Genomic DNA, 23440 nt, shown 5'->3' with positions numbered 1-23440 from the left:
TGTCCCGGCGTCAGACGTGTACGCCATTCACTAGAAGTTGAGCCCCGAGAACATGATTCGGCCGGGATCGTACTTTTGGCGCACGGCGGCCAGCCGGGACAGGTTCGAGCTGAAATAGCGGGAGGCTGGTTGGTTCGCCTCGATGTAGTTGACGTATCCCCCGACCGAGTGCGGTTGCACGGCCTGGTGCGCGGTGTTGAGCCAATTCGTCGCCGCCGTCGCGTCGCCGGTCTCGACGTACCACTGCACCAGCGCGTACTGCCGGCGCCACGGGAAGGCCGTCGCGCCCGGTGCCACATCGGCGATGGCGCCGTCCAGCGCATGCATGATCGCCAACATTCGGCCTGCCCCTCGGGGAAAGGCGTTGACCGCCTGGGCGATGCCCTGGGCGGTGGCCGCATCGACGACGGGCAGCACGTCGGATCCACCGACGTATCCCAGTGGTGCCGGGTTGAGGTTCCCGACGGCCAGGTACCTCACCAGGTCCAGGTAGTTGAACGTGTGATTCTCGGTCCCCGTCGGTTGGACGCCAACGGCTTTGGTGATGTTCGCGCCAACGGCGGCGCCCGAACCGGCCGGGCACGTCGCCATGATGCGGCAATGCGTTCCCATCGGGTCGACGGTGGCATCCGCCAGCGCCCAGCTGTTCCGGTCGGCGGTGCGAAGCCAGTTCTGCCAGCCAACCAATACCTGCGCGAGCGCCTCCGCCGGGAAGTTGAGATTCACCACGTCGAGATCGGTGGTCGGAAACGTCGCGAACGTCAGCGCCGTCGTGACGCCGAAGTTGCCGCCGCCGCCACCGCGCAACGCCCAGAACAGGTCGGGGTTGCTGGCGTTGGACGCGGTCACCGCCTGGCCGCCGGGCAGCACCACCGACGCCGACACCAGCTGGTCGCAAAGCAGCCCCGCGTGCCGGGAGTTGGCGCCCAATCCCCCACCCAGGGCGTGCCCGGACGCGCCGACCGACGGGCACGTGCCCGTCGGGATGCCCCGGCCGGCGCCGGCCAGCGTCTGGTGCATCGCGTACAGGCTCGTCGCGGGCGTCACCGTCACCTGCCCGGTGGCGGCGTCGTAGTTGACGCCCCCGGGCAGCTGACGCAGGTCGAGCACCATGACGCCGTTCGCCGTGGACGCCCCGATGTACGAATGCCCGCCGCTGCGCGGGGCGACCTTCAGGTTGTGGGCCGCGGCGAACGCCATGGCCTTCTGCACGTCAGCCGCGGACGTAGGGGTGACGATCGCGGCGGGCGTCGAGCCGTTGTAGTTGGTGTTGAACACCTGCTTCGCCGAACCGAACGCGCCGTTGTCCGGTAGTAGCACCTGCCCGCCGATAGCGGTCGACAGGCCCTCCCAGCCGGTGGGATTCGGCGCGGCGGTGGCCCGGGCAGAGCCGAAAACCGCGCCGGCGGCCAAGGCTCCGGCGGCTCCCCGCAGGAACGTCTGGCGGGATATTTCACGCGCCATTGCCGGGCACCCACGTCGGCCTCATGCCCCGCATTGTCAAACGCGCGCCGACCAAAGCCGCGGTGCCCCGTGCCGTGTGACCGGATCGAGATCGATACGAGCCGCCCCGGTGATGCACAAACGCGAGCGCCCCGGACCGCCTCGGACGGACACGCCGCCCAGCGACTCGTATTCTCTTGCAGCATGACCGCCGCCTCGATGTCCGCGCCCGGCAAGCGCACCCGGTAGGCGGGGTCCAAGCGCGTGGGTGCTCTCGTGGTGGCGCTTGCCGGTCTGGCGCTTCTCGACTCGTTGAACGTCCTCAACGTGGGCGTGGTCTCGGCGGTCGTCTTCGACAGCCGGTTGCGCCGCCGGTCGCCGGTTCCGGGCGCCCTGAGCTTCATCGCGGGCGTGTTCGTCGTGACCACCACGTTCGGGCTGTGCACGGTTCTGGGTCTCAGCTTCTTGACCCATGTCGTCGGCTTCCACCTGACACCGGCCATCCGGTTCGGCGGCGAACTGGCGCTCGGCCTGCTGCTCACCGGCCTGGCATATTTCCCGCTGACCGCACAATCGTCGGCGCCGGGTTGGGCGCTGGCGGCGATGCGGGAGCGTCCCTGGCTGCTCGGATTCCTCGGGCTGGCGGTCGGTAGTGGACAAGCGCCAACCGCCATTCCGTATCTCACCGGCTTGGCCATGCTCGCGGCTTTGCACCCGCGACCGCCGCTCTGGCCATTGGCCATCATCGTCTACTGGGCGATCGCGCTCTCGCCGCCGTCGCTGATCCTTGCGCTGTCGATGAGAAAAACCATGCGGGCCAAGCGTATTCAGCGTCGGCTGGTGCGCGTACTGACCCGTTACGGCCCGATGTCGGTGCGGCTGTTGTTCCTGGTCTTCGGAATCGGGTTGGTGGCCGACGCGCTCGTCAATCACAGCGCGCTGTGGTGAGACACAACTCTTTCTCATCTGCTGCCCAGCGAGCGGGCTTACCTTGGCGGATATGACCGATCGCCAGGAACGCGCGATGTCCTTCGGCTCGATCGCCGAGGACTACGACGGCTTTCGTCCCCGACCTCCGGAAGAAGCGGTGCACTGGCTGGTGCCGCCCCGCTGCGATGTGGCAGTCGACCTGGGTGCGGGTACCGGTCTGTTCACCCGGGCGTTGCTGAGCAGGGCGGCGGAGGTCATCGCAGTGGAGCCCGACGCGCGCATGCGCGCGGTGCTCACCGGGCGCTCGCCCGAGGTGCGTGCCGTCGAAGGCACCGGTGAATCGATCCCGCTCCCCGATGCGGCCGTCGATGCGGTGTTCGTCTCGTCGGCATGGCACTGGATGGATCCTCGGCGCGCCGTTCCAGAGATCGGCCGGGTGTTGCGTGACCACGGACGATTCGGCCTGATTTGGACCAGCCGAGATCGTGAGGTCGATTGGGTCCGCGACCTGGACCTGCTTCCGGGCGAGGACACACCCGAGTCGGAATCCCCCGACCGCTTCCGCCGGCGACACGAGAACGTCGTGCTCCCCGATCCGCAGATCTTTCACAACGTTTCCCGCGAGACGTTCACCTTCGCGCGGACCATGACGATCGACGATGTCGTCGCGATGGTCGGCACGTACAGCAGGGTGATCATCGCGTCTGCCGACGAGCGTGCGGCGCGACTGGCCAATGCCCGCGCCGCCTTGACCGCGCGCTTCTCCGGCGCCGAAGCGATCGAGGTCCCGATGAAGTCCCGCTGCTGGCGCGCGGACCGAATCCCCCGCGGCTGCCGATAGGCGCCGCGCCTCAGGCCTGGGGCCCCTCCGACGGGGGCCAGTGCGAACCCGGCGACGCCTCGCCGGGCGAATCGTGTTCGCCACGAGCCAACGGCACCCACCGCTCGCTGGGGGCGGGCTGCTTGGAAGACGGGAAGTCGCGCAGCTTGCCCGACGGCTTGGCGTCCCACTTGGCGAACGTCAGTGGCGTCTGCAGCCAGGAGTGCAGCAGGCAGTACACCGCCTGCAACGAATCCAGATGAGTGCGCTCCCAGCCATGGCTTCCGTCGAGCCCGAACCCGACGAGTGCCGCGCGGGTGCCCGCACCCGCCTCGATCGCCGCGGCGGCGTCGGAGCGATAGAACCGGAATACGTCTCGCGCGCAACGGATGTCCTGCTCTTCGGCGAGCCGGCACAGTTTGCGCGTCAGGTGATAGTCGAACGGACCGTGCAGGTCGGCCATCGGTATCGTGACGCCGTCCTCGATGGAGTGTTGGCCCGGCGCGCACACCGCGTTGTCCACCGAGACCAATTCGGCGACGTCGGCGGGCAGGCCGTGGCTCGCCCCGTGGCCGACCTCCTCGGTGATGGTGATCATGACCATCGTGCGGTGCGGCAGCACCACTTTGTTCTCGGCGAAATTCTTCGCCAGCGCCAGCGCGATCGCCACGCCCGCCTTGCCGTCGAGGTGACGGGACACGATGTAGCCGTCGGCGGTCAGTTCCGGGCTGGCGATCAGCGCGACGAAGTCGCCGATCTGCAGCCCGAGACGGACCAGGTCCTCTCGCGAGTGCACCTGGCGGTCGACGCGGACCTCGACGTGTTCCCAGTCGGTGGGCTGCAGGTCGATCTCGTCACCGAAAGCGTGCCCGCTGGCCTTGAGCGGCAGGACGGTCCCGGTGATGAACTCGTCGGGATCGTCGGAAAAGATTCGCACCCGGGCGCCCGCGGCGAACCGGGCCGAAAAGGTGCCGACCGGTATCACCTCGAGACGCCCGTTGTCCTTGAGCCGACGGACCATGCACCCGATCGTGTCGGCGTGAACCACCAGCGCGCGGTCCGTCGTCGCCGACTCCCCCGGCAGCTCGGCGGTCAGCGCCCCGCGTCGCGTCAGCGAAAACGGGACGCCGAAGCCATCGAAGATGTCACCGATGAGCTGCATCACCGCGTCCGTCCGGCCCGCCGGACTTGGCGTCTGCAGCAGCGCGAGCAGCGTGTCGACCATCCACGTGCGGTCGGCCTCGGCCATGGCCGTGGTTTGGCGCACGGTATCTCCTCTCGAATCACCCGGGGACCGAATCAACCTACCGCGTGGCCGCCGTTGATCGACTGGCCCGGGCCGCGGGACCCGCGCCGTAAGAGGCGCGGCCGTCCTCCGCTGCCATCACGGTAGAGCACTTCGGATCCACGCGCCCGTTGGCGCAATCGGATTCGGCCACGCGAAGACGCGGGGCTTAGCCGACCACGCGCTGGACAGACGCGGCCGGCGTCAAGGGTTCACGTTGGGGCAGGCCTGCTTGATCCAGTTGGTGATCAAGTCCCTGTTGCTGTTCAGATCGGCATCGTTGGGCTGTGCGCCGCCGGTGGTGACGAAGTGCTCGATGGCGGCCTTCACGCTGTCGGGTGGGCCGTACTTCTCCAGTGTGTCGGCGTACTTGCGCGCCTTCTCCGGGTTGTTGGCCACCATCAGGTTGTCCTTGGCGAAGGAGATGTCGAGGCAGGTGGATTGGTCGAACGACTGAGGCTGCGCGGAAGACGGCGCCGGCAAAGTCGGTGACGGTGACGGCGCCTGCGAGCTCGGGGTCGCCGATTGACTGGTCGAGGAGGCCGTCGGCGACGAGTCGTTCGAGCATCCCGCTGCGATGATCGCGATCGCGACCAGTCCTGCGCATCTCATTCGGGCTCGCCGCATCGGACACTCCTCCGTCCCCCGAAGATGTGTTTGCTGCAAGCACCCTACCGGCCCGCGTATCGGATCGAAGCGGTTTGTGGGGTCTTCTTCACCTCATCGACACGTCGTGCGACAAGCGGACGGGCCATGAACCGCCCCTTTGTTGACCTAGGAAACCCTTGATCTGCGAACGCTTTCGTCACGCGGCGTCGTCCCGCGGGTGCGGTTCCGGTGTCAGATCGCCGAGTGTCCACGCGGGCTCAACCCGGAACAGCGGCTAAGTGCTGAACCGTTGAAGACTTTGCGACGAATCACGCAATTTGCTGTCGAAGCGGTTATGCTTCCGTCCACCTCTGAGCATCGGGCAGCGGATGCGCCGGTCGCGCGGGGGCCCGACGGCACGAAGGGTGAGCAACACATGCGCCAACTGACGACCGCGATGTCCGCCGCCGCCATCGGGATCCTGGTTGCCGCGTGCGGCGGCAGCAACGGCGGTGCTCCCGGCTCCTCGACCACGACGTCCACCAGGCCGCCGGTCGCGCAGGCGGCGCTGCCGGGCTTGCTGCTTACGTCCGCGGACCTCGACAGCGCCCTGGGCGCCACCGGATCGAAGAGCAAGGAAAAGAACGACAAGCTGAAGGACGACGCCGCGAAGCAGCCGTGGCCCGCGGGCTGGAAATTCCCCGACGACTGCGTCTACGCGATCGGCCCCGGGCAGGCTCCCGTGTATGCCGGTAGCGGCTACACCGCGGTAAGCGGCGACGACGAAACTGCGTCACTTCCCCCGAATTCCAACGAGCCGGACCCCGAGGTGGAACAGGTGCTGGTGCTGTTCCCGACCCCCAAGGAAGCCAACGCCTTCTACGCGACCTCGGCGCAGCGCTGGCCGGCCTGCGCCAACCGGCAGTTCACGACTCCGGCCGGGCAGGACACCCCGGAGACGGGCTGGCAGGTGGGACCGGTCTCCAACGACAACGGCACGTTGAGCACCACGCTGACGATGACAATCCGCGACAACGGCAACGTCCTGCTCACCATGACCGCTCAGCGGGCGCTGACGGTCCGCAACAACGTCGCGATCGATGTCAGCGCGATCCGCAAGGATCCCGCCGACTTGGCCGTCAAGCTCGCCGGTCAGATCGCGGGCAAGGTCGACAAGCAATAAGCCAGGACGGCTACGACGCGGATGCCACTTCCTCGATGATCTCGGCGAGGGCGAGGATCCGTTCGGCGTTGCGGACGTGCAGGCTCTCGATCATGCGACCGTCCACCGTGATGACACTCGTCCCCGCCGCCCGCGCCTCCCGGTAGGCCGTCACCACCTTGCGGGCGTCGGCGAGTTCCCGCTCCGATGGACCGAAAAGGTCGTTGGCGGGCCCGATCTGGGACGGATGGATCAAACTCTTGCCGTCGAAACCCATTTCGCGGCCCTGCCGCGCCTCGGCCCGAAAGCCGGCCTCATCGGTGATGTCGTTGAACACCCCGTCCAGGATCACCTTCCCTGCCGCCCTGGCCCCCAGCACCGCTAAGGACAACGCGGGGACGACGGGCGCGCGACCGGGCACGTGCAGGGCATGCAGGTCGTTCACCAGGTCGTTGGTGCCGATCACCAGCGCGGCCAATCGGTCACTGGCCGAGGCGATCTCTTCGGCCCGCAGGAAGGATCGCGGCGTCTCGATCATCACCCACAGCTGCAACGAATCCGGAGCGCCCAGCCTGCCCAAGGTCGCGGCCAGCGCCCGGACCTGCTCGCCCGACTCGACTTTGGGCACCAGCACGCCGTGTGCGCTCGTACCGGCCACCGCCGCCAGGTCCTCGTCGTGCCACTCGGTGTCCAAGCCGTTGATGCGCACCACGACCTCGCGGGGCGCGTAGCCGCCCGACGAGGCCGCTTCGCACACCGTCGCCCGCGAATCGGCTTTGGCGTCGGGCCCCACGGCATCTTCGAGGTCGAAGATGACCACGTCCGCGGGCAGCGATTTCCCCTTCTCCAAGGCCCGCGGCTTGTTGCCGGGCAGGTACAACGCGGAGCGGCGCGGGCGCAGGGTCGGTGCCATCGAGTGATTCGCTTCCTGTCGTCGGGCTCAACGGGTGCGTGGTGAGCGCGGCATAGGCAGAAAGTACCCTTCGGTCTTGGCGGTGTGATCGCGCAGGCGATCCGCGGGGATACAGGAGGGAGCGGCGAGTGTCATCACTTGGTTCGGCACGCACCGAAGGCGACAGCTGGGACTTGGCCTCCAGCGTCGGGGCGACCGCGACGATGGTCGCCGCGTCCCGCGCGCTGGCCTCCCGCGGGCCGGATCCGCTGCTCGATGACCGGTTCGCCGAGCCCTTGGTACGCGCGGTCGGGCACCCCTTCTTCGTCCGCATGCTGGACGGCGAAATCCCGCTCGACGACGACGATATGCCCTTCACCCTGCAGCAGCGTCGCGAGCAAATAGCCGTGCGCACCCGGTTTTTCGACGACTTCCTCACCTCCGCGAGCGGAGCCGGCATACGTCAGACCGTCATCTTGGCCGCCGGACTCGACGCCCGGGCATACCGGTTGGCTTGGTCGCCGGGCACGGTGGTTTACGAGGTCGACCAGCCCGAGGTCATCGCCTTCAAGAGCGACACGCTGGCCCGCCTCGGCGCCGAACCGACCGCCGAACGGCGGACCGTGGTTGTCGACCTGCGCGATGATTGGCCAACGGCGCTGCGCGACAAAGGCTTTGACACGTCGGTGCGCACCGCCTGGATCGCCGAAGGCCTGCTTCCCTACCTGCCGCCGCAGGCGCAGGACCGGCTGTTGGACAACATCACCGCGCTGAGCGCGCCCGGTAGCCGGCTGGCCACCGAGAACATCAGGGACATGGCCGTGTTCACCGACGAGCGAGCCCGGGCGATGCGCGCCGCCTGGCGCAAGCACGGACTGGACATCGACGTCGCCGACCTGGTGTGGCACGGGGAGCGCCACCCCGCCGGGGAACGCCTGGCGGCCACCGGCTGGGTCGTCACCCCCTACCCCACCGAGCAGCTATACACCGACCACGGCTTCGTCATCCCGGACAACGAGATCATCAAGCAGTTCCGGCACGCCATCACCTACATCAGCGCCGAGCTGGGCTGAATGCGCTCCTAGCGGTCGGGCTTGGCGTCGCGCCATTCCCGTTCGAACGGCAGCCGCCACGCGTTCGGCGCGATCAACTGATGAATCGCGTTGGGGCCCCACGTGCCCGGCTGGTACATCTTGGCCGGCGGTGGGTCGTCGAGCAGCTCCTGCGAACGCTCCCACAGCGATTCGATGCCCTCGGCGGTATTGAAAAGTGTGTGGTCACCGCGCATCGCGTCCAGGATGAGCCGTTCGTACGCCTCCAGCACATCGACGACGGTGTCGATCTCCTGGGAGGAGAACTGCATGGACAGCTTGTCCAGCTTCATGCCCGGGCCCGGCCGCTTGCCGTAGAACGACAACGACACCTTGGAGTTGTCGGCCAGGTCGAACGTGAGGTGGTCGGGACCTTGAGTCCCCACTCCCGAGCCTGGCGGGAACATCGTTCGCGGCGCCTCCTTGAACGCGATCGAGATGATCCGGATGCCCTCGGCCATCTTCTTGCCGGTGCGCAGATAGATGGGCACGCCGGCCCAGCGCCAATTGTCGATGCCGACCTTGAGCGCGATGAACGTCTCGGTGTCGGAGTCCTTGGCCACGCCTTTTTCGTCGCGGTATCCGCCGTATTGGCCGCGTACGACGTTGGAAGGCTTGACCGGCAGCATCGACCGGAACACCTTGTTCTTTTCTTCGCTGATGGCAAAGGGTTCCAGCGCCGTCGGCGGCTCCATCACCACGAACGCCATCACCTGGAACAGGTGGGTCACCACCATGTCCTTGTAGGCGCCGGTCTCCTCGTAGAAGTTAGCCCGCTGATCCAGGCCGAGGGCTTCGGGGATGTCGATCTGAATATGGTCGATGAAGTTGCGGTTCCAGATCGGCTCGAACAGACCATTGGCGAAGCGGAACGCCAGGATGTTCTGGGCCGCCTCCTTGCCCAGGAAGTGATCGATCCGAAAGATCTGGGATTCCTCGAACGTTTCGTGCACGAAGTCGTTCAGCGCGACCGCGCTCGCCAAATCGGTTCCGAACGGTTTCTCCATCACTACGCGCGAGCGGTCGACGAGTTTCGCCTCACGCAACATGGAAATGACTTCTCGCGCGGCCTTCGGCGGCACCGACAGGTAGTGCAACCGCCTGACCTTGGGGCCCAGGTTGGCTTCGGCTTCGGCGACGGCCTCCGCCAGCGCCTCCGGCCCGCGGCCCTGCGGAATGTAGGTGATGATCTTCGCGAAGTTGGCCCATTGTTCGTCCGAGAGCTTGTGGCTACCGAACGAATCGATCGCCTCTTTCGCGATCTCCCGGAATTCGTCGTCGCTGATGTCTTCCAACGACGTCGCGACGATTTGGATGTCCGGTGCAAGCTCGGACTGGTCCAGATAGGCCAGGCCGGGGAGCAACTTGCGTTTCGCCAGGTCCCCCGTCGCGCCGAACAGGACGATGACGTGCGGGTCGAGCGATTCGGTTTCGTGACGGTGCGGACGCCCACCGGCCGCCGGGTACGAGATGGTCTGCGGTTTCTTATCGGCCACCCCTGCGATACTTCCATCGCCGCGGCGTTATGTCGCGTCCCTCACTCCCCGGGCCCCTTCAACGCGGCGTTTGCCGCCCGGGATGGCAGGATCACACTCCACGGCCGGTTACCGTCCGGCTGACGGGGTATGGGGTACCGGCGGGGCGGTACCCCACCACAGTCGATGGAAAGCGATATGACGAGACCGGACAAGGACCTACGGGGTCACTCGGAGGAGCTGGAAGACATCGTTGACCAGCTCGAGGAGAAAGTCGCCGACGATCGTGAGGCCGAAGGCGTCGCCGGCAAGCCCAGCGACCGCGAGCGCGCCCCCACTCGAGGCTCCACGGAGGAGCCGCCCGACTAAGGCCTGACCGCGGACGGCGCGCCGAACCAGGCGTCGAGCGCGTCCCGAAGCCCCGCACCGGTGGAACCGCCCACCCAGGCGACATGTCCGTCCGGCCGGATCAGCACCGCATCAGGGGCCTCGACCGCGCCGAGCGCCGGAAGCTCCCACCCACCGGCGTATTCCGCGTCGATCGTCTGGACCCGGCCGATATCGAATCGGCCCGGCTCACCGAGGTTGAGCAGCACCGGCCGGGCGCGGTGTAACAGCGAGTAGACCCGCAGCGGGCCGTCGGCGCTGACGACGTCGAGATCGGGCATTCGGCGTCCGAGCAGCGGGTGTCCGTCGCCGAGGTCGTAGCGGATGTCCAGGCCCGACATCATCGCGGCGAACCGTTTGCGTGGTTCGTCCATGCCGAGGACGTCGGACATGGTGTCGCGCAAGGCCTTGGTGCGGTCGTCGGGGCGCAGGAGCGCCATCTGCGCGACCGCGTTGCGCAGCACGCGCGCGGCGACCGGGTGCCGTTCGGCGTGGTAGGTGTCGAGCAGGCTGTCGGGTGACGTGCCGTCGACCACCTGTCCCAGCTTCCAGCCCAGGTTGACCGCGTCCTGTACACCGGTGTTCAGACCCTGTCCGCCCACCGGGTGGTGCACATGCGCGGCGTCGCCGGCCAGCAGGACACGCCCCGCGCGATAGCTCGCGGCCTGTCGCGCCGTGTCGGCGAACCTGGAAAGCCAAGCGGGACTGTGGATCCCGTAGTCCGTGCCGTAGACCGCGATGAGCCCCTTACGCAGGTCGTCCAGCGTGGGTTCGCTGTTTGGTCCCAGGTGCCGCTCGGTGACCATGACACGAACCGGCCCGCCGCCCTCGGACGCGGCCAGAGAATGGACGCCGAGCGCGTCGTGGCGAATGCCCCACTCGGGCGAATCGCCGGTGCCGTAATCCATTTCGACCTCTGCGAGCAGGTAGCTGGTCGTCGGCTCCCAGCCCGGGAAATCGATACCGGCGGCTTTCCGGACGACGCTACGGCCGCCGTCGCAGCCGACGAGGTATCCGCCTCGCATGGAACGGCCATCGGACAACGTGACGTCAACACCGCTGGCGTCCTGGGCGATGCCCGTCACCTCTTGTCCCCGATGCATTCGCACCCCGAGCTCGTTTGCCCAGTCGGCGAGGATGCTTTCGATCTCGTTCTGCCACAGGGCAAGACCGTACGGATGCCGGGTGGGAAAGTCGCTGATGTCCAGCCGAATCTGGGCGAACCCGGCGACCTGGGCGACCTGGCCCCGGGCGAGAAACCGGTCGGCGATGCCGCGCTGATCGAGCACCTCGATCGTGCGCGCATGCAGACCCCCGGCGCGCGCACCGATCAGATTCCGGTCGGGGCGCCGCTCGAGGATCGCCACATCGACCCCCGCCAACGCCAATTCACCGGCCAGCATCAGTCCCGTCGGGCCGCCTCCGGCTATCAGCACCGCATGTTCGACATTCCTGGGTGACAGCACTCCCAACCCCCTGCTGTAGAGCGAAAAATGGCTTCGGCCAGCGATTGTGCGGCATCACCCTGGCCTTGCCGCAAGCCCCCCGGTGCGCTATAGGTTGAGAGTGGGAAGGTAATTCACGGACTGTCGCGCAGCGCCTCGATGGCGCGGTAGATCCGCTGCTCGCTCACCGGCCGTGGCGTGCCCAGCTGCTGCGCCCACAGGCTGACCCGCAATTCCTCGATCTGCCGCGCAACGTCGCGGACGTCCTCCGCCGCCCGCCGCACGGGTGACAGCGTGTGCGCCAGTTCTTCGTAGGCATGTTGGACGGCGTGCACCCGCCGCATCCGATCCCGGTCCGGCTCGACCGCGGACGGCAGCCGCTCGAGGCGCCGGCGGATTGCCGTCAGGTAGCGGACGAGGTCGGACAGGTGGGCGCGACCCGTGGCCGTGACGAACCCCGGCGGCAACAGCCGGCCCAGCTGAGCCTGGACGTCGGCGATCGCGTCGGTCTGTGCGGGCGCGGGCCGACCGGGCAGGAGCAGCCGCACGTCCTGCGCGGCCGCCAGCACCTGCTGCACACGGGCCACGATGTCGGCGGTCGCCGGCGCCAGGGCGCCGGCCGCGCCATCGCGCAGCGCGGCGAACTCGTCCCTATTCCACACCGGCCTCCGCAGCAGCGCGTCCGTCGCGGCGTCGGCGCAGTCCTCGAGCAGCGCGGCCAGGGAGCCATCCGGGTTCGCGCCGAGCACGAGCCGTGTGCGCGGATCCAATTGCCGCTCAATGGCTTTGACCGGGGACAGCACACTCAGCCGCACCAAGCGGCGCATGCCCGGCCCCATCGCACCGTCCCGCTCCGCCGGGTTCGCGAACACCCGCAGGTCGACGGCGCCGCCGGCATCGACGAAACCGGGAAACCCGCGGACGGTACGTCCGTCGACCGTTCGCTCGATGACGGGTGGCACCGCGTCGAGGTCGTCGGGCCAGCCGCGCAGGCCGGTCCGTTCCAGCTCGGCGGCGACCGCCCGGGCGACGGCCCGGCGGGCGGGCGCGGCCAGCCGTTGTTGCAACGCGGCCAGGTCCTTCCCGCGGGCGACCTCGGTGCCGTCACCGGACTCGACCGCGAAGGTCACCCGCAGGTGCGCCGGAAGCTTGTCCAGATCGAAGGCGTCGACCGGGACCGAAACCCCGGTGCGTCGGCGTAGTTCGCGCCGCAACGCCTCCAGCAGCGGCTCCCCCGCCGGGTCGATCCCAGCCAGCACGGCACGCGCGGTGTCGGGGGCGGGAACGAAGTTGCGGCGCAGGTCCTTTGGCAGTGAACGGATGAGCGCGGTCACCAGCTCCTCACGCAGCGCCGGCACCTGCCAGGCGAACTCGTCACCGCCCAACCGCGCGAGCACGTCGATCGGCACGTGCACCGTGACGCCGTCGTCGGCGGCGCCCGGCTCGAACCGGTAGGTCAGCGGCAGCGCGACATCACCCGAACGCCAGACGGTCGGCCGGTCGGCGTCGTCGGCCGTGTCGCCGGTGCGTAACAGGTCGTCACGAGTGAACGTGAGCAGCTGTGGTGTCTTGTGGCGCTGCTTGCGCCACCACGCGTCGAAGTGGCGCGCCGACACGACATCCGCGGGCACGCGCGCGTCATAGAACCCGTAGACCTCATCGTCACCGACAAGTAGGTCGCGGCGGCGGGCCCGCTCCTCGAGCTCCTCGAGCTCGGCGCGCAGCCGCGCGTTGTCGCGGAGGAAGCGGTGGCGGCTCTGCCAGTCCCCCTCCACCAGCGCATGCCGGATGAACAGCTCCCGCGCCACCGCCGGCTCCACGTGGGCATACCCGACGCGACGGCGCGCGACCAGTGGCAGGCCGTAGAGCGTCACCCGCTCGTAGGCCATCACCTCGCCGCGCTTGGCGTCCCAATGCGGCTCGCTGTGGGTGCGTTGCACCAGATCGCCCGCGACCCGCTCGACCACCTCGGGCTGGATCCGCGCGGCGGTGCGCCCGTAGAGGCGGCTGGTTTCGACCAGTTCCGCCACGACCACCCAGCGCGGCGGCCGTTTGGTGAGCGCCGAGCCCGGCGCGAGCAGGAAGCGCGAGTTCCGCGCGCCCAGATACTCGCGCCCGTCCTCTCGGCGCATCCCTATATGCGACAGCAAGCCGGCCAGCAGCGCCGCGTGCACCCGCGCCGGTTCGGCCGGCTCCGCGGATGCGGCGTCTTCGACGACGCCCAGGTCACGGGCGATGCTGCGCAGTTGCCCGACCAGGTCCTGCCACTCGCGGATGCGCAGGTAGTGCAGGAACTCGTCTCGGCACATCCGGCGAAAGCCGTTGCCGGTCAGCGCTTTTCGTTTCTCTTGTAGGTATCGCCAGAGGTTGAGGTAGGACAGGAAGTCGGAACCGTCGTCGGTGAAGCGGGCGTGCTTCTGGCGCGCCGCCTCCTCGCGGTCGGTGGGACGTTCCCGCGGGTCGGGAATGGTCAGCGCGGCGGCCAACACCAGCACCTCACGCACGCAACCCTCGGCCTGGGCCTGCAAGATCATCCGGCCCAGCCGGGGGTCCACGGGCAGCCGCGCCAGTCGGCGCCCGAGGTCGGTGATGGCGCCGTGGGCGTCGAACGCCCCCAACTCCTGCAGCAAGTGCACCCCGTCGCGGATGCTGCGCCGGTCCGGCGGGTCGAGGAACGGAAAGTTCTCCACCTCGCCGAGCCGCAGCGCCGCCATCTGCAACAGCACCGCGGCGAGGTTGGTCCGCAGGATCTCGGGCTCGGTGTACCGCGGACGGGCCGCGAAGTCCTCCTCGGAATACAGGCGGATGCACACCCCGGCAGCGACGCGGCCGCAGCGGCCGGCCCGTTGCGCGGCGGACGCCTGCGAGATGGGTTCGATCGGCAGCCGCTGCACCTTCAGGCGGCGGCTGTACCGCGAGATGCGGGCGTTGCCGGGGTCGACGACGTAGCGGATGCCGGGCACGGTCAGCGACGTCTCGGCCACGTTGGTCGCCAGCACGACTCGGCGCCCGGTGTGGGGCGCGAACACCTTCTGCTGCTCGGCGGTGGGCAGCCGGGCGTACAGGGGAAGCACCTCGGTGTTCGTCAGTCCGCCCAAAGCCTCTGCCGTATCACGGATTTCGCGTTCACCCGAGAGGAACACCAGGACGTCGCCGGCGGGCTCGGCCTCCAGTTCCCCGACCGCGTCGACGATCGCCTCGACCTCGTCTCGGGTCTCGGTGCGCACGACCTCGTGATCGGGGTCGTCCGGGTCGTCCTCTGTACCGCTCGACACCGGAACCTCCAACGGCCGGTAGCGAATCTCCACCGGGTACGTCCGTCCGGAAACCTCCACGATCGGCGCGCCGCCGAAGTGGTCCGCGAACCGCTGCGGCTCGATGGTCGCCGAGGTGACGATGACCTTCAGGTCGGGACGGCGCGGCAGCAGCTCGTGCAGGTAACCCAGGAGGAAGTCGATGTTCAGGCTGCGCTCGTGGGCCTCGTCGAGGATCAGCGTGTCGTAGCGCAGCAGCTGGCGGTCGCGCTGAATCTCGGCGAGCAGGATGCCGTCGGTCATCAGCTTGACCAGGGTGTGGTCGCTGACCTGGTCGGTGAACCGGACGGTGTAGCCGACCGTCTCGCCCAGCGGGCTGCCCAGTTCGTCGGCGATGCGCTGCGCGACGGTGCGCGCGGCCAGCCGCCGGGGCTGGGTATGCCCGATGGTTCCCCGGATTCCCCGGCCGGCCTCAAGGCAGATCTTGGGCAGTTGGGTGGTCTTGCCCGAGCCGGTCTCGCCGGCGACGACCACGACCTGGTTGGCGCGCAGCGCGTCGGCGATCTCCTGCCGCCGCTCGCTGACCGGGAGGTCGGGGAAGGCGATCGCCGGCACCGCGGCCCGCCGGGTGGCGACGAGTGCCTCGGCCTTCGCGATCTGCTCGGCGAATTGCCGCCGTACGTCGGGTTGCGCGCCCCGCAGGTTCCTCAGGCGCCTACCCAGGCGTGCGGCGTCGCGGGTGGTCAGACCGTCGAGGCGGGCGCGCAGTTCCGCGACGGACAATTCGGCCACTTTGGCCAGGATAGGCGCGGGCCGCATCGACCGTCGGCCGCCCTAGGGTGAACCCATGAGCCTCGTCACCTATGAGCTGGCCGACCACATCGCCACCATCACCCTCAACCGGCCCGAGGCTCGCAACGCCATCAACGGCGCCCTCCGCCGGGACTTGAATGCGGCGTGGGAGCGGTTCCGCGACGATCTGGACGCCTGGGTCGCGATCCTGACGGCCAACGGCGACGTGTACTGCGCGGGCGGCGACCTCAAGGACGGCGAGGGATCGGTCGGTACCTTCGGCGGCACCTTCTGGGAGAAGCCGACCATCAACTCCTTCGAATCCGGGATGGAGCTGTTCAAGCCGACCATCGCGGCGGTACACGGGCCGTGCATCGGCTACGGCGTGACCGGGGTGCTGTTCTGCGACTTCGTCATCGCCAGCACCGAAGCCAGCTTCTCCTTTCCCGAGGTGTCGATCGGGGTGCCGACCATAGTCGGGGCCATCCGGCTGCCCCAGCGGATCGGCTGGGCCAATGCCATGGAACTCCTGCTGACCGGTAAGCCGATGAGCGCGGCGCGGGCCAAGGAGGTCGGTCTGGTCTGGAAGCTGGTGGATCCCGACGAGCTGCAGGCCGAGGCCCGGGCGTGGGCGCGGACGCTCACCGAGGCCGCTCCCCTGGCGCAACGCGCCACCAAAGAGGTGGCGTGGCGCACGGCGAACATGGGCTGGATCGAGGCGGTCCGCTTCGGCGAGACCATGCGCAAGGTGGCCGGGGCGACCGAGGACGTCGCCGAGGGGCTGCGGGCGTGGGCCGAGAAGCGCAAGCCCCAGTGGCGCGGCCGCTAGCCGTCACAACACGGAGCGCAACCGGCACGACGGCAGCTTGACCGCGACAGATCGGTCAGGCCCTGCACCCAGCGGCTCCACGGGTGCGCACTGACCGCGGTTGTGAGGACGTGGTGGCGGACACCGCCGCGTTGCCCTTCACTGGTTGGGTGGGTGAGCGATTGCGCGCCGAACTCGGCCGGGTGCGTGATGGTGGTGGTCGCGGCGCCGACCACGCCGAGATCGCTCTCGGAGCGGGGCCGATCGGGCGGCGGCTGGAATCGTCGATCCGCGCGTTGACCGAGCATCGAGGCCCGCGGAGCAGCATCTGCCCGTCGGACGCCGCCCGGGCCGTGGGCGGCGAGAACTGGCGCGACTTGATGGCCGACGCCCGTGACGCCGCGCGGAAGCTGGCCAGATCGGGCGACGTGCAGATCACGCAGCGCGGCAACGTCGTCGATCCCGACGACGACTGGAGCGGCCCCATCCGCATCCGGCTGCCGCAGGCCGACAACCCTTGTGCTGCAAGATGATTCGGCGCGCCGAGGTGGTGGGGGCGCGGTAGCGCCAACCGCCGGGACCGCCGGGACCGGCGGTGTGACAGGATTTCCGCCATGAGTGCACGCAGATTTGGTCGTATTGTCGGTGTCTCGGTGGCGACGACCTGGGCAGCGCTGAGCGTCCCGGTCGCCCTCCCCACCGCCGCCGCCGATGCCTGCTCCGACGTCTCGGTGGTCTTCGCCCGGGGCACGCATCAGGAGCCCGGGCTGGGCAACATCGGCCAGGCTTTCGTGGATTCGCTCACCTCGCAGCTCGGCGGGAAGTCCGTCGACGTCTACGCGGTCAACTACCCGGCCAACGACGACTACCACAACAGCGCGAACGCCGGCTCCAACGACGCGAGCACCCACATCCAGGACACCGTCGCCAGCTGCCCGAACTCGAGGATCGTGCTCGGCGGGTACTCCCAAGGCTCAACGGTGATCGATCTGGCCACCAACGCGATGCCGCCGTCGGTCGCCGATCACGTCGCCGCCGTCGCGCTGTTCGGGGAGCCCAGCAGCGGGTTCTCGTCCATGCTGTGGGGCGGCCAGCCGCTTCCGACGATCAATCCGGCGTACGGATCCAAGACCCTCAGCTTGTGTGCCCCCGACGACCCGATCTGTTCCGGCGGCGGCAACATCATGGCGCACGTCTCCTACATCGACGCCGGGATGACCAACCAGGCCGCCACGTTCGCCGCCAACAAGATCAACCAGGGGCCGCCGGCGCGCGCCTGAACACGCCAGCCTTTCGCGCGCTCCCCTCGGCGCCGTTGCTTCTCGGCGCCCGCCGGCTGCGCGACGCGCTCCGCCTCGGTGCGCGTGTCGGCCCGGGCCGACTGCGTTGCCGCACGGTTGCGTTGCTCGGCGGTCTCGCACGCCTCTTGATCCCCCGCCGGGCGGCCGCCTGCGCTTTCTTGGCGGTCCTCGACCGCCTCGTCGCGGACGCCCTTCAGCCTGGCGTCGGCCTGTTCCTTCCTGGTCGCGTCTTCGCGTCCAGGTGCGCGGCGCGGCCCCAGCGCGCCGCTGCGTTCGGCGGGCGCCGTCCCGCGCTCCAACAGCGCGCCGCTGCGTTCGGCGGGCGCCGTCCCGCGCTCCACCAGGCCACCGATATCGCCGATCAAACCCGGCTGTGACCTGGGTCACCACCTGTTGGTTCGCCCGGATCGGCGCTCTCGGCGAGTGAATTGCCCAGCAGCTCAACGGAAGTCGCGCGCCGGACGGTATCGCGCTGCGCAGCGCGTTTCCGATCGGTTACCGTCGAAGGCATGTCCAAAGTCTCCGGTAACGACCCCATCGACGACGTCACCCCAGGCGACATCATCGCCGTCGACCGCGGCTCTGGTGAACAGCCTTACAAGGTGGTGTTCAAGGACGCCACCGAGGGCGGCTACCTCCTCACGTTCGAGGCCGGCGACGGGGAAACCTTCCAGCTCCACCTGGCCGCCGGTACGACGGTGACCCGATCGCTCGAGTCGAAATGGGAATCGGCGCAGAGTCCCACCCCGCGCACCGACGCGTAGACGGCGGCCCCTGGCGCCGCAATTCCTCGCACACCCAACGCGATCGCGGCGGGATGTGCCGCCCATCGGCGGAGTAAACGCGGCCTCCCGTTTTGGGCCCGTCCTGGGCGGGAATGCAACGCCCCAACGGAGGGAGCGGCGTGAGCTATCTGGGTTTCGCCAAGGAACAGCGCTGCGCAATCTGGGTGCCTGACTGACGCGCGCCGGCCCCGTCGCACTGGGCGCGAATCTTTCGTGAACCCTGTGGCGGGCGCCCGCCGCGAAGTAGTCTGCCCTCAAAGAATGCTGGTAGCCGACGGGCGGAAGGTCGGGGCATGCGGCTGGTCGTCGATCTCAACAAGTGCCAGGGCTACGCGCAGTGCGTCCCGCTGGCGCCCGACGTACTGCAGCTCGTCGGTGAAGAAGCGCTCGCCTACGACCCGAATCCCGACGATTCCGCGCGGCAGCGGGTATTGCGTGCGGCGGCTTCCTGCCCGGTGCAGGCGATCATCCTCGAAGTGGATCCGCCGTCGGACCGGGACACCGTATGAGCACGGGTTCGTTGGTCAGCCAGCTGGTCGACACGTTCAGAGCCGAGGGCCGGATCGTCATCGTGGGAGCCTCCCTGGCCGGCTTGCGCGCCGCGGAAGCGCTGCGCGAGAAGGGGTTTCGGGGCCAGTTGACCATCATCGGCGACGAGCCCCACGAACCCTACGACCGACCGCCGTTGTCCAAGCAGGTTCTGAAGGGCTGGGTGCCCGCCGACCACACCAAGCTTCCCCGCCTGCGTCCCGTCGACGCGCAGTGGCGGCTCGGCGTGGCGGCGGTGGGGCTGGACCGGTCCAATCGCCAGGTGTTGCTGGCCAACGGCGAGAAGGTCGACTACGACCGGCTGCTGATCGCCACCGGCACCAGGGCGCGGCCCTGGTTCAACCCCGAAGAGGCAGCTCTGGAGGGGCTGTTCACCGTGCGCACCTGCGACGACGCGGCGAAGCTGGCAGCGGCCCTGAAGGCGCGGCCGCGCCGGGTGCTCATCGTCGGCTCGGGTTTCGTGGGATCGGAGATCGCCTCGGTGTGCCGCGATCTCGATCTACCGGTGAGCGTCGCCGAGCGCGGCAAGGCACCCCTGACGGGCGCCCTGGGCGGCGTGATCGGCGACATCGCCGCGCAGATGCAGATCGAGGCGGGCGTCGACCTGCGCACCGGTGTCGCGGTCGACGGCCTCGACGGTGACGCCGACGGCCACGTCCGCGCCGCCCGCCTGTCCGACGGCACGGTGCTCGAGGTCGACGTCGTCGTGGCCTCACTGGGCTCGATCCGCAACGTTGAATGGCTCGAGGGGGCGCAGCTCGCGAGCGGATTTTGGGGGGTGGCCTGCGACGCCGGCTGCCGCGCGTTCGACATCAACGGCGTGGTGACCGACAACATCTTCGTCGCCGGCGACGTGGCGCGCGCCCCGCACGTGCTCTACGAGTACCAGTTCATGTCGCAAGAGCATTGGGACAACGCCGTTTTCGGTGCCGCGGTGGCGGCCAACAACATGATCAGCGTCGAGACGGGACGTCGGCCGCACCTGCCACTGCCCTCGTTCTGGTCCGGGCAGTTCGGCGTTAACATCAAGAGCGTCGGCGTGTGCTCGTTCGGCGACGAGATCGTCTTCACCCAGGGCTCGGTCGAGCAACGCCGCTTCGCGGCCGCCTACGGTCACCGGGGCCGCGTCGTCGGCGCGGTGACGTTCAACCACGGCAAGTGGCTGCCCTACTACGCCTCCCTCATCGAGCGATCCGCCCCGTTTCCGCCGCCGCCACCGGGCTACGACCGTCCCGCCATCTTCGAGCCGATGCCGGCCCGATTCCCCGACCCGCGCGAACGCACGGACATCCCCGACGTGGTGCTCACCGGGCACGACCCGACCTCGCGGGGCGCCGAATTCCGGCCCCGGATCCGCTGACGGGAGACGACATTGGACGCCGCGACCGCCTGGGCCGAAGCGATGAAGTTCGAGAACCGGCCGAACCCCTACCCGTATTTCGAAGAGCTGCGCAAGGCGCCGGTAGCCAAGGTCGCCGACAAGACCTACGTGGTCACCGGCTATCCCGAGTTGCTCATCCTGGCCCACGACCCGCGAATCAGCTCCGACATTCGCCGCAGCCCAGCGGATTTCGGCGTCGAGAAGCCCGACCCCGAGCCCGGCAGCGGACACATGCAGGCCTACGGCCGCGAGCCGAGCATCATCGTCTCCGACCCGCCCGATCACGACCGGGCCCGGCGCCAGGTCATGCGCCACTTCGGCCCCCCGCATTCCCCCGACGTCATTCCCGACATGGAACCGCTTGTCGTGCGGCTGGCCAACGACCTCCTCGACAAAACCAAGGCGCGCGGCGCCACCCGCGTGGACGTGGTGGAGGAATTCGCCTACCCGATCCCCGTCGCCGTCATCTGCAAGATCCTTGGCGTACCCGTCGAAGACGAGCCGATGTTTCACTCCTGGATCTTCGACTTCATGATGGGCCTCGACCTGGGTCCGGAGGGCGCCACCGAGGAAGGGCGCGCGCTCGCCGAGCGGGGCCGCGCGGGCACCGCCGCCTTGCTGGCGTATCTGGGCGACCTGGTGCGCAGGTATGCGACGAACCCGGGCGACGGCTTGCTGTCCAGTTTGCTGCACGATGACGGCCCGGACGGCCCGATGTCGTTGCAGGAGGCGACATCCAACGCGATGCTGCTGCTCGTGGCCGGTCACGACTCGACGGTCAACACCATCAGCAACTGCGTGATGACGCTGCTGCGCAATCCCGGCTCGTGGGAACTGGTTCGGCGGCGCCCCGAGCTCATTCCCCGCGTCATCGAAGAGGTGCAACGGCTGCAGTCGGCGGTGCAGTTCTTTCCCAGCCGCAGTGCGACCGCCGACATCGAGGTCGGCGGAACCGTGATCCCCGCCGGCTCGGCGGTGTATCTGATTTACGCCGCCGCCAACCGGGACCCGCGTCGGTTCGACAGCCCGGATCGCTTCGATCCGCTGCGGCCCGACAATGAGCATTTCGGTTGGGGCAGCGGCATTCACACCTGCATGGGCGGTCCGCTGGCGCGGCTGGAGGTCAACCTGGCGCTGGAGGTCTTCGTGCGTCGCGTCGACTCTCCGAAGCTGGTGGTCGACCCGCCGCCATACCGGCACAATCAGGTGTTCCGCGGGCCACGCCATCTCTGGGTGGACTTCGCGGCGATCGGTGATTGAACGGCCTACCGGCCGATCGTGACGGATTCACCGACGTGGATGACGCCACCGGTCACCACCGCCAGATATGCACCCGCGCACGGCTGAGCGCCGTGACCGCCCGTATCCCAACGGTTTTCGGCGGCGGGGGTGCGGAGCGCCTGCGCGGCGCGCGGCAGTGGGCCGTGCTCGAGCGTCGGTACGACGCAGCGCGACGTTGCCGTCAGGACACGCAGCCTCGCCTCGCCGACCGCGATCTCACCGCCGACCCAGTCGTTCTCCACATAGGGCGGGCAACCCGGCGGCGTCGCGACCACCAGGTTCGGGCGATACCGCAGGGCCTCGACGCCGATGTGTTCGAGCGTGGCGGTCGTGATCGCGTGCAGCGGGGCTTCGTCGGTGAACGAGTCGCCCGGCGTCGCCTGCGCGATCTCCAAGATGCGGCCGCCGACTTCGGCGTCCAGGCCCAGTTCGAGCAGCTGCTCGGGGTCCGGGCGCACCAACGTCGCGCCGTCGGCGCGCTGGGTGACCAGCCGGACCGATCGCCCCAACAGCTGCGAGAGCCGATCATCGATGCCAGGGTCGTCGGCCGCCACCCTCGTCCCGTCGGGCAGCTCGATGTGCACCCCGCCGTCGTGGCGGCTGGCCGTGCACTTCAACAGCTCGCGCCAGAGCCGGGCGTTCTTGGCGCTGGCCACGTGACCGGTAGTGGTGTCGAGGAGGGCAAGCCGGCGGTCCCCCTCGGCGCCGTGTTCGTCGACGAACATGCTCGGCACGGTCTCGCCGAGCATCGACTTCACCGGGTAGCGAAGCAGGCTCTCAACCCGCATCTCGCCCGCGGCTTGACCTGAAAAGGCCGTCGGCTGCTCCACTGGCTGTCCCCACCTAGCGACCCTGCCCGCATTGTCTGGATCAGACTATGCGGGCAGGGCGCGGAACTCAGGTGGTGGGTCTGAGGACGATCAGCCCGGGCAGTAGGTCGACTCCGCCGCGCTGACCCAGCCGGTCATGTCCGCGAACGAGAAGCCCTTCGCGCTCATGCCGGAATGCAGGTCGGCGGCGATCGCATCCGGCGTCTTGCCGGCCATCCGGTCGGCGCACACCGCGTGTCCCAGCGCGATCATGTCCGAGTCACTCGACGAGGGCCACGTGAACCCGAGGTTGTGCAATTTCGTCAAGTAGGCGTCGTCGGTGCTGTCGGCCGAGGCAATTGCGGTGCTCGCGGTCAGGGCAGCGCCAATCATCACGGGAATCGTCAGTTTGGCCAGCAAACGCGGTGCAAGCATTTCACGACCTTCTTTTCTTGTCGGTGTTGAGGGTGGGGTCAGTATATGAGTGGGCGGCGTGAACAGATATTAAAACTAAGAAAATTGCGGTGCCCGCACTACAGGTTGCCGGACCACTATTCCGTGGTCGTATTGCCAGCCCGATGGCGCTGTCCTGCAGCTGAACCGGCTTGGCGAGATCCAAAGTGAAAGGCACCTAGAGAGCGAAAGGCTGGCATTTCGGGTCGCCGATATAGCCAGATGATGCCGTGTTGGTGACGCGAGCGTTAGCGGCACGATAATTTCGAACTTCCTACCGACACCGACCCTAAAATGACGCACCAGCATACAAATATCATACGAAACAATTGACCGCGACATCTGTCGATATCGGACGCGTTTGTCGCCACGGAAAACGGGTGCACGACACCGTCAGTGTGGGAGCAGCCGCTGCTTCTGTTCGAGGAACTCGTCCTCCGTGATGATCCCCGCGTCCCGCAGGGAGGCCAGCTCGCGCAACTCGGCGGCGATGCTGGTGATGGGGCCAC

23 protein-coding genes are annotated in these 23440 nt (G+C 68.4%); 12 read left to right on the top strand and 11 right to left on the bottom strand.

The features are described from left to right. Positions 1 to 30: 30 nt before the first annotated feature. A complete protein-coding gene (locus A9X05_RS27090; RefSeq protein ID WP_067785256.1) occupies positions 31 to 1464 on the bottom strand; it encodes an FAD-binding oxidoreductase in 1434 nt (477 codons plus the stop codon). A 243-nt stretch (positions 1465 to 1707) separates the two neighbouring features. Here A9X05_RS27090 and A9X05_RS27085 point away from each other — a divergent pair, with 243 nt between their 5' ends. Continuing rightward, on the top strand, positions 1708 to 2391 hold the full coding sequence (locus A9X05_RS27085; protein WP_067750702.1) for a GAP family protein: 684 nt from the start codon (positions 1708 to 1710) through the stop codon (positions 2389 to 2391). Between the two features lie 52 nt (positions 2392 to 2443). Continuing rightward, positions 2444 to 3214, top strand: a complete 771-nt coding sequence (locus tag A9X05_RS27080) for a class I SAM-dependent methyltransferase (RefSeq protein ID WP_067785253.1) — start codon at positions 2444 to 2446, stop codon at positions 3212 to 3214. Between the two features lie 10 nt (positions 3215 to 3224). Here A9X05_RS27080 and A9X05_RS27075 read toward each other — a convergent pair whose 3' ends face one another. Together A9X05_RS27075 and A9X05_RS27070 are read right to left on the bottom strand one after the other, a co-directional pair. Continuing rightward, complete coding sequence (locus A9X05_RS27075) at positions 3225 to 4460, bottom strand: osmoprotectant NAGGN system M42 family peptidase (protein ID WP_067750696.1); 1236 nt, start codon at positions 4458 to 4460, stop codon at positions 3225 to 3227. A 222-nt stretch (positions 4461 to 4682) separates the two neighbouring features. Beyond that, positions 4683 to 5090 carry a hypothetical protein gene (locus tag A9X05_RS27070; protein WP_067785250.1) on the bottom strand — a complete coding sequence of 136 codons (408 nt, stop codon included), beginning with the start codon at positions 5088 to 5090 and terminating at the stop codon, positions 4683 to 4685. 412 nt (positions 5091 to 5502) lie between these two features. Between A9X05_RS27070 and A9X05_RS27065 the strand changes: the two genes are divergently transcribed. Continuing rightward, entirely contained in the window at positions 5503 to 6249 is a 747-nt protein-coding gene (locus tag A9X05_RS27065; RefSeq protein ID WP_067750691.1) for a sensor domain-containing protein, read from the top strand. Between the two features lie 10 nt (positions 6250 to 6259). On the opposite strand, the gene A9X05_RS27060 is transcribed toward A9X05_RS27065, so the two are convergent. Next, positions 6260 to 7141, bottom strand: a complete 882-nt coding sequence (locus A9X05_RS27060) for a CoA ester lyase (RefSeq protein ID WP_067750688.1) — start codon at positions 7139 to 7141, stop codon at positions 6260 to 6262. 128 nt (positions 7142 to 7269) lie between these two features. Here A9X05_RS27060 and A9X05_RS27055 point away from each other — a divergent pair, with 128 nt between their 5' ends. Further along, the gene (locus A9X05_RS27055; protein ID WP_067785247.1) at positions 7270 to 8193 is read left to right on the top strand and encodes a class I SAM-dependent methyltransferase; all 924 of its coding nucleotides are present in this window, start codon (positions 7270 to 7272) and stop codon (positions 8191 to 8193) included. A gap of 8 nt (positions 8194 to 8201) precedes the next feature. Here the strand turns inward: A9X05_RS27055 and zwf are convergent, their stop codons facing one another. Then, positions 8202 to 9707, bottom strand: coding sequence for a glucose-6-phosphate dehydrogenase (gene zwf / locus A9X05_RS27050; RefSeq protein WP_067750681.1), 1506 nt, complete (start codon positions 9705 to 9707; stop codon positions 8202 to 8204). A gap of 165 nt (positions 9708 to 9872) precedes the next feature. On the opposite strand from zwf, the gene A9X05_RS27045 reads away from it, so the two are divergent. After that, a complete protein-coding gene (locus tag A9X05_RS27045; RefSeq protein WP_067785244.1) occupies positions 9873 to 10055 on the top strand; it encodes a hypothetical protein in 183 nt (60 codons plus the stop codon). Here A9X05_RS27045 and A9X05_RS27040 read toward each other — a convergent pair. Together A9X05_RS27040 and hrpA are read right to left on the bottom strand one after the other, a co-directional pair. After that, the gene (locus A9X05_RS27040) at positions 10052 to 11539 is read right to left on the bottom strand and encodes an FAD-dependent monooxygenase (RefSeq protein ID WP_304442461.1); all 1488 of its coding nucleotides are present in this window, start codon (positions 11537 to 11539) and stop codon (positions 10052 to 10054) included. The two genes, A9X05_RS27045 and A9X05_RS27040, sit on opposite strands and share 4 nt — an antisense overlap. Positions 11540 to 11652: 113 nt before the next feature. Next, the gene (hrpA, locus tag A9X05_RS27035) at positions 11653 to 15564 is read right to left on the bottom strand and encodes an ATP-dependent RNA helicase HrpA (RefSeq protein ID WP_067785238.1); all 3912 of its coding nucleotides are present in this window, start codon (positions 15562 to 15564) and stop codon (positions 11653 to 11655) included. Between the two features lie 55 nt (positions 15565 to 15619). Here hrpA and A9X05_RS27030 point away from each other — a divergent pair, with 55 nt between their 5' ends. The 3 genes from A9X05_RS27030 (at position 15620) to A9X05_RS27020 (ending at position 17652) form a co-directional block, all read left to right on the top strand. Further along, complete coding sequence (locus A9X05_RS27030) at positions 15620 to 16393, top strand: enoyl-CoA hydratase/isomerase family protein (RefSeq protein ID WP_067750666.1); 774 nt, start codon at positions 15620 to 15622, stop codon at positions 16391 to 16393. Between the two features lie 83 nt (positions 16394 to 16476). Further along, positions 16477 to 16905, top strand: a complete 429-nt coding sequence (locus A9X05_RS27025) for a DUF3253 domain-containing protein (protein WP_231978479.1) — start codon at positions 16477 to 16479, stop codon at positions 16903 to 16905. A gap of 81 nt (positions 16906 to 16986) precedes the next feature. Beyond that, entirely contained in the window at positions 16987 to 17652 is a 666-nt protein-coding gene (locus tag A9X05_RS27020; protein WP_067750662.1) for a cutinase family protein, read from the top strand. On the opposite strand, the gene A9X05_RS27015 is transcribed toward A9X05_RS27020, so the two are convergent. Further along, entirely contained in the window at positions 17571 to 18014 is a 444-nt protein-coding gene (locus A9X05_RS27015) for a hypothetical protein (protein ID WP_197499218.1), read from the bottom strand. The genes A9X05_RS27020 and A9X05_RS27015 overlap by 82 nt on opposite strands. 168 nt (positions 18015 to 18182) lie before the next feature. Between A9X05_RS27015 and A9X05_RS27010 the strand changes: the two genes are divergently transcribed. From A9X05_RS27010 to A9X05_RS26995, 4 genes are all read left to right on the top strand, one after another. Next, entirely contained in the window at positions 18183 to 18437 is a 255-nt protein-coding gene (locus A9X05_RS27010) for a hypothetical protein (protein WP_067750658.1), read from the top strand. A gap of 314 nt (positions 18438 to 18751) precedes the next feature. Then, on the top strand, positions 18752 to 18967 hold the full coding sequence (locus A9X05_RS27005) for a ferredoxin (protein WP_067750654.1): 216 nt from the start codon (positions 18752 to 18754) through the stop codon (positions 18965 to 18967). Continuing rightward, positions 18964 to 20367 (top strand): NAD(P)/FAD-dependent oxidoreductase, encoded by a 1404-nt coding sequence (locus tag A9X05_RS27000; protein WP_067785233.1) that lies wholly within the window; start codon positions 18964 to 18966, stop codon positions 20365 to 20367. The genes A9X05_RS27005 and A9X05_RS27000 overlap by 4 nt, the downstream gene beginning before the upstream one ends. Positions 20368 to 20379: 12 nt before the next feature. Next, complete coding sequence (locus A9X05_RS26995) at positions 20380 to 21648, top strand: cytochrome P450 (RefSeq protein ID WP_231972785.1); 1269 nt, start codon at positions 20380 to 20382, stop codon at positions 21646 to 21648. 5 nt (positions 21649 to 21653) lie between these two features. Here A9X05_RS26995 and A9X05_RS26990 read toward each other — a convergent pair whose 3' ends face one another. From A9X05_RS26990 to A9X05_RS30215, 3 genes are all read right to left on the bottom strand, one after another. Further along, complete coding sequence (locus A9X05_RS26990; protein ID WP_156737027.1) at positions 21654 to 22457, bottom strand: MOSC domain-containing protein; 804 nt, start codon at positions 22455 to 22457, stop codon at positions 21654 to 21656. 132 nt (positions 22458 to 22589) lie between these two features. Further along, entirely contained in the window at positions 22590 to 22913 is a 324-nt protein-coding gene (locus A9X05_RS26985; protein WP_067750642.1) for a DUF732 domain-containing protein, read from the bottom strand. Positions 22914 to 23324: 411 nt separating this feature from the next. Continuing rightward, the coding region (locus tag A9X05_RS30215; RefSeq protein WP_156737025.1) for an SHOCT domain-containing protein at positions 23325 to 23440 on the bottom strand (116 nt) is incomplete at its 5' end.

The sequence above is a fragment of the Mycobacterium sp. E3298 genome (assembly GCF_001666895.1).
GTDB lineage: Bacteria > Actinomycetota > Actinomycetes > Mycobacteriales > Mycobacteriaceae > Mycobacterium.
This window is presented reverse-complemented; position numbering and strand designations above follow the sequence as displayed.

Coding starts and splice junctions, on each gene's coding strand:
- A9X05_RS27045 (WP_067785244.1), top strand. CDS start 9,873: ATGGAAAGCGATATGACGAGACCGGACAAGGACCTACGGGGTCACTCG.
- A9X05_RS27090 (WP_067785256.1), bottom strand. CDS start 1,464: ATGGCGCGTGAAATATCCCGCCAGACGTTCCTGCGGGGAGCCGCCGGA.
- A9X05_RS27080 (WP_067785253.1), top strand. CDS start 2,444: ATGACCGATCGCCAGGAACGCGCGATGTCCTTCGGCTCGATCGCCGAG.
- A9X05_RS27070 (WP_067785250.1), bottom strand. CDS start 5,090: ATGAGATGCGCAGGACTGGTCGCGATCGCGATCATCGCAGCGGGATGC.
- A9X05_RS27030 (WP_067750666.1), top strand. CDS start 15,620: ATGAGCCTCGTCACCTATGAGCTGGCCGACCACATCGCCACCATCACC.
- A9X05_RS27010 (WP_067750658.1), top strand. CDS start 18,183: ATGTCCAAAGTCTCCGGTAACGACCCCATCGACGACGTCACCCCAGGC.
- A9X05_RS27020 (WP_067750662.1), top strand. CDS start 16,987: ATGAGTGCACGCAGATTTGGTCGTATTGTCGGTGTCTCGGTGGCGACG.
- A9X05_RS27000 (WP_067785233.1), top strand. CDS start 18,964: ATGAGCACGGGTTCGTTGGTCAGCCAGCTGGTCGACACGTTCAGAGCC.
- A9X05_RS27065 (WP_067750691.1), top strand. CDS start 5,503: ATGCGCCAACTGACGACCGCGATGTCCGCCGCCGCCATCGGGATCCTG.
- A9X05_RS26990 (WP_156737027.1), bottom strand. CDS start 22,457: ATGCGGGTTGAGAGCCTGCTTCGCTACCCGGTGAAGTCGATGCTCGGC.
- A9X05_RS26985 (WP_067750642.1), bottom strand. CDS start 22,913: ATGCTTGCACCGCGTTTGCTGGCCAAACTGACGATTCCCGTGATGATT.
- A9X05_RS27005 (WP_067750654.1), top strand. CDS start 18,752: ATGCGGCTGGTCGTCGATCTCAACAAGTGCCAGGGCTACGCGCAGTGC.
- A9X05_RS27060 (WP_067750688.1), bottom strand. CDS start 7,141: ATGGCACCGACCCTGCGCCCGCGCCGCTCCGCGTTGTACCTGCCCGGC.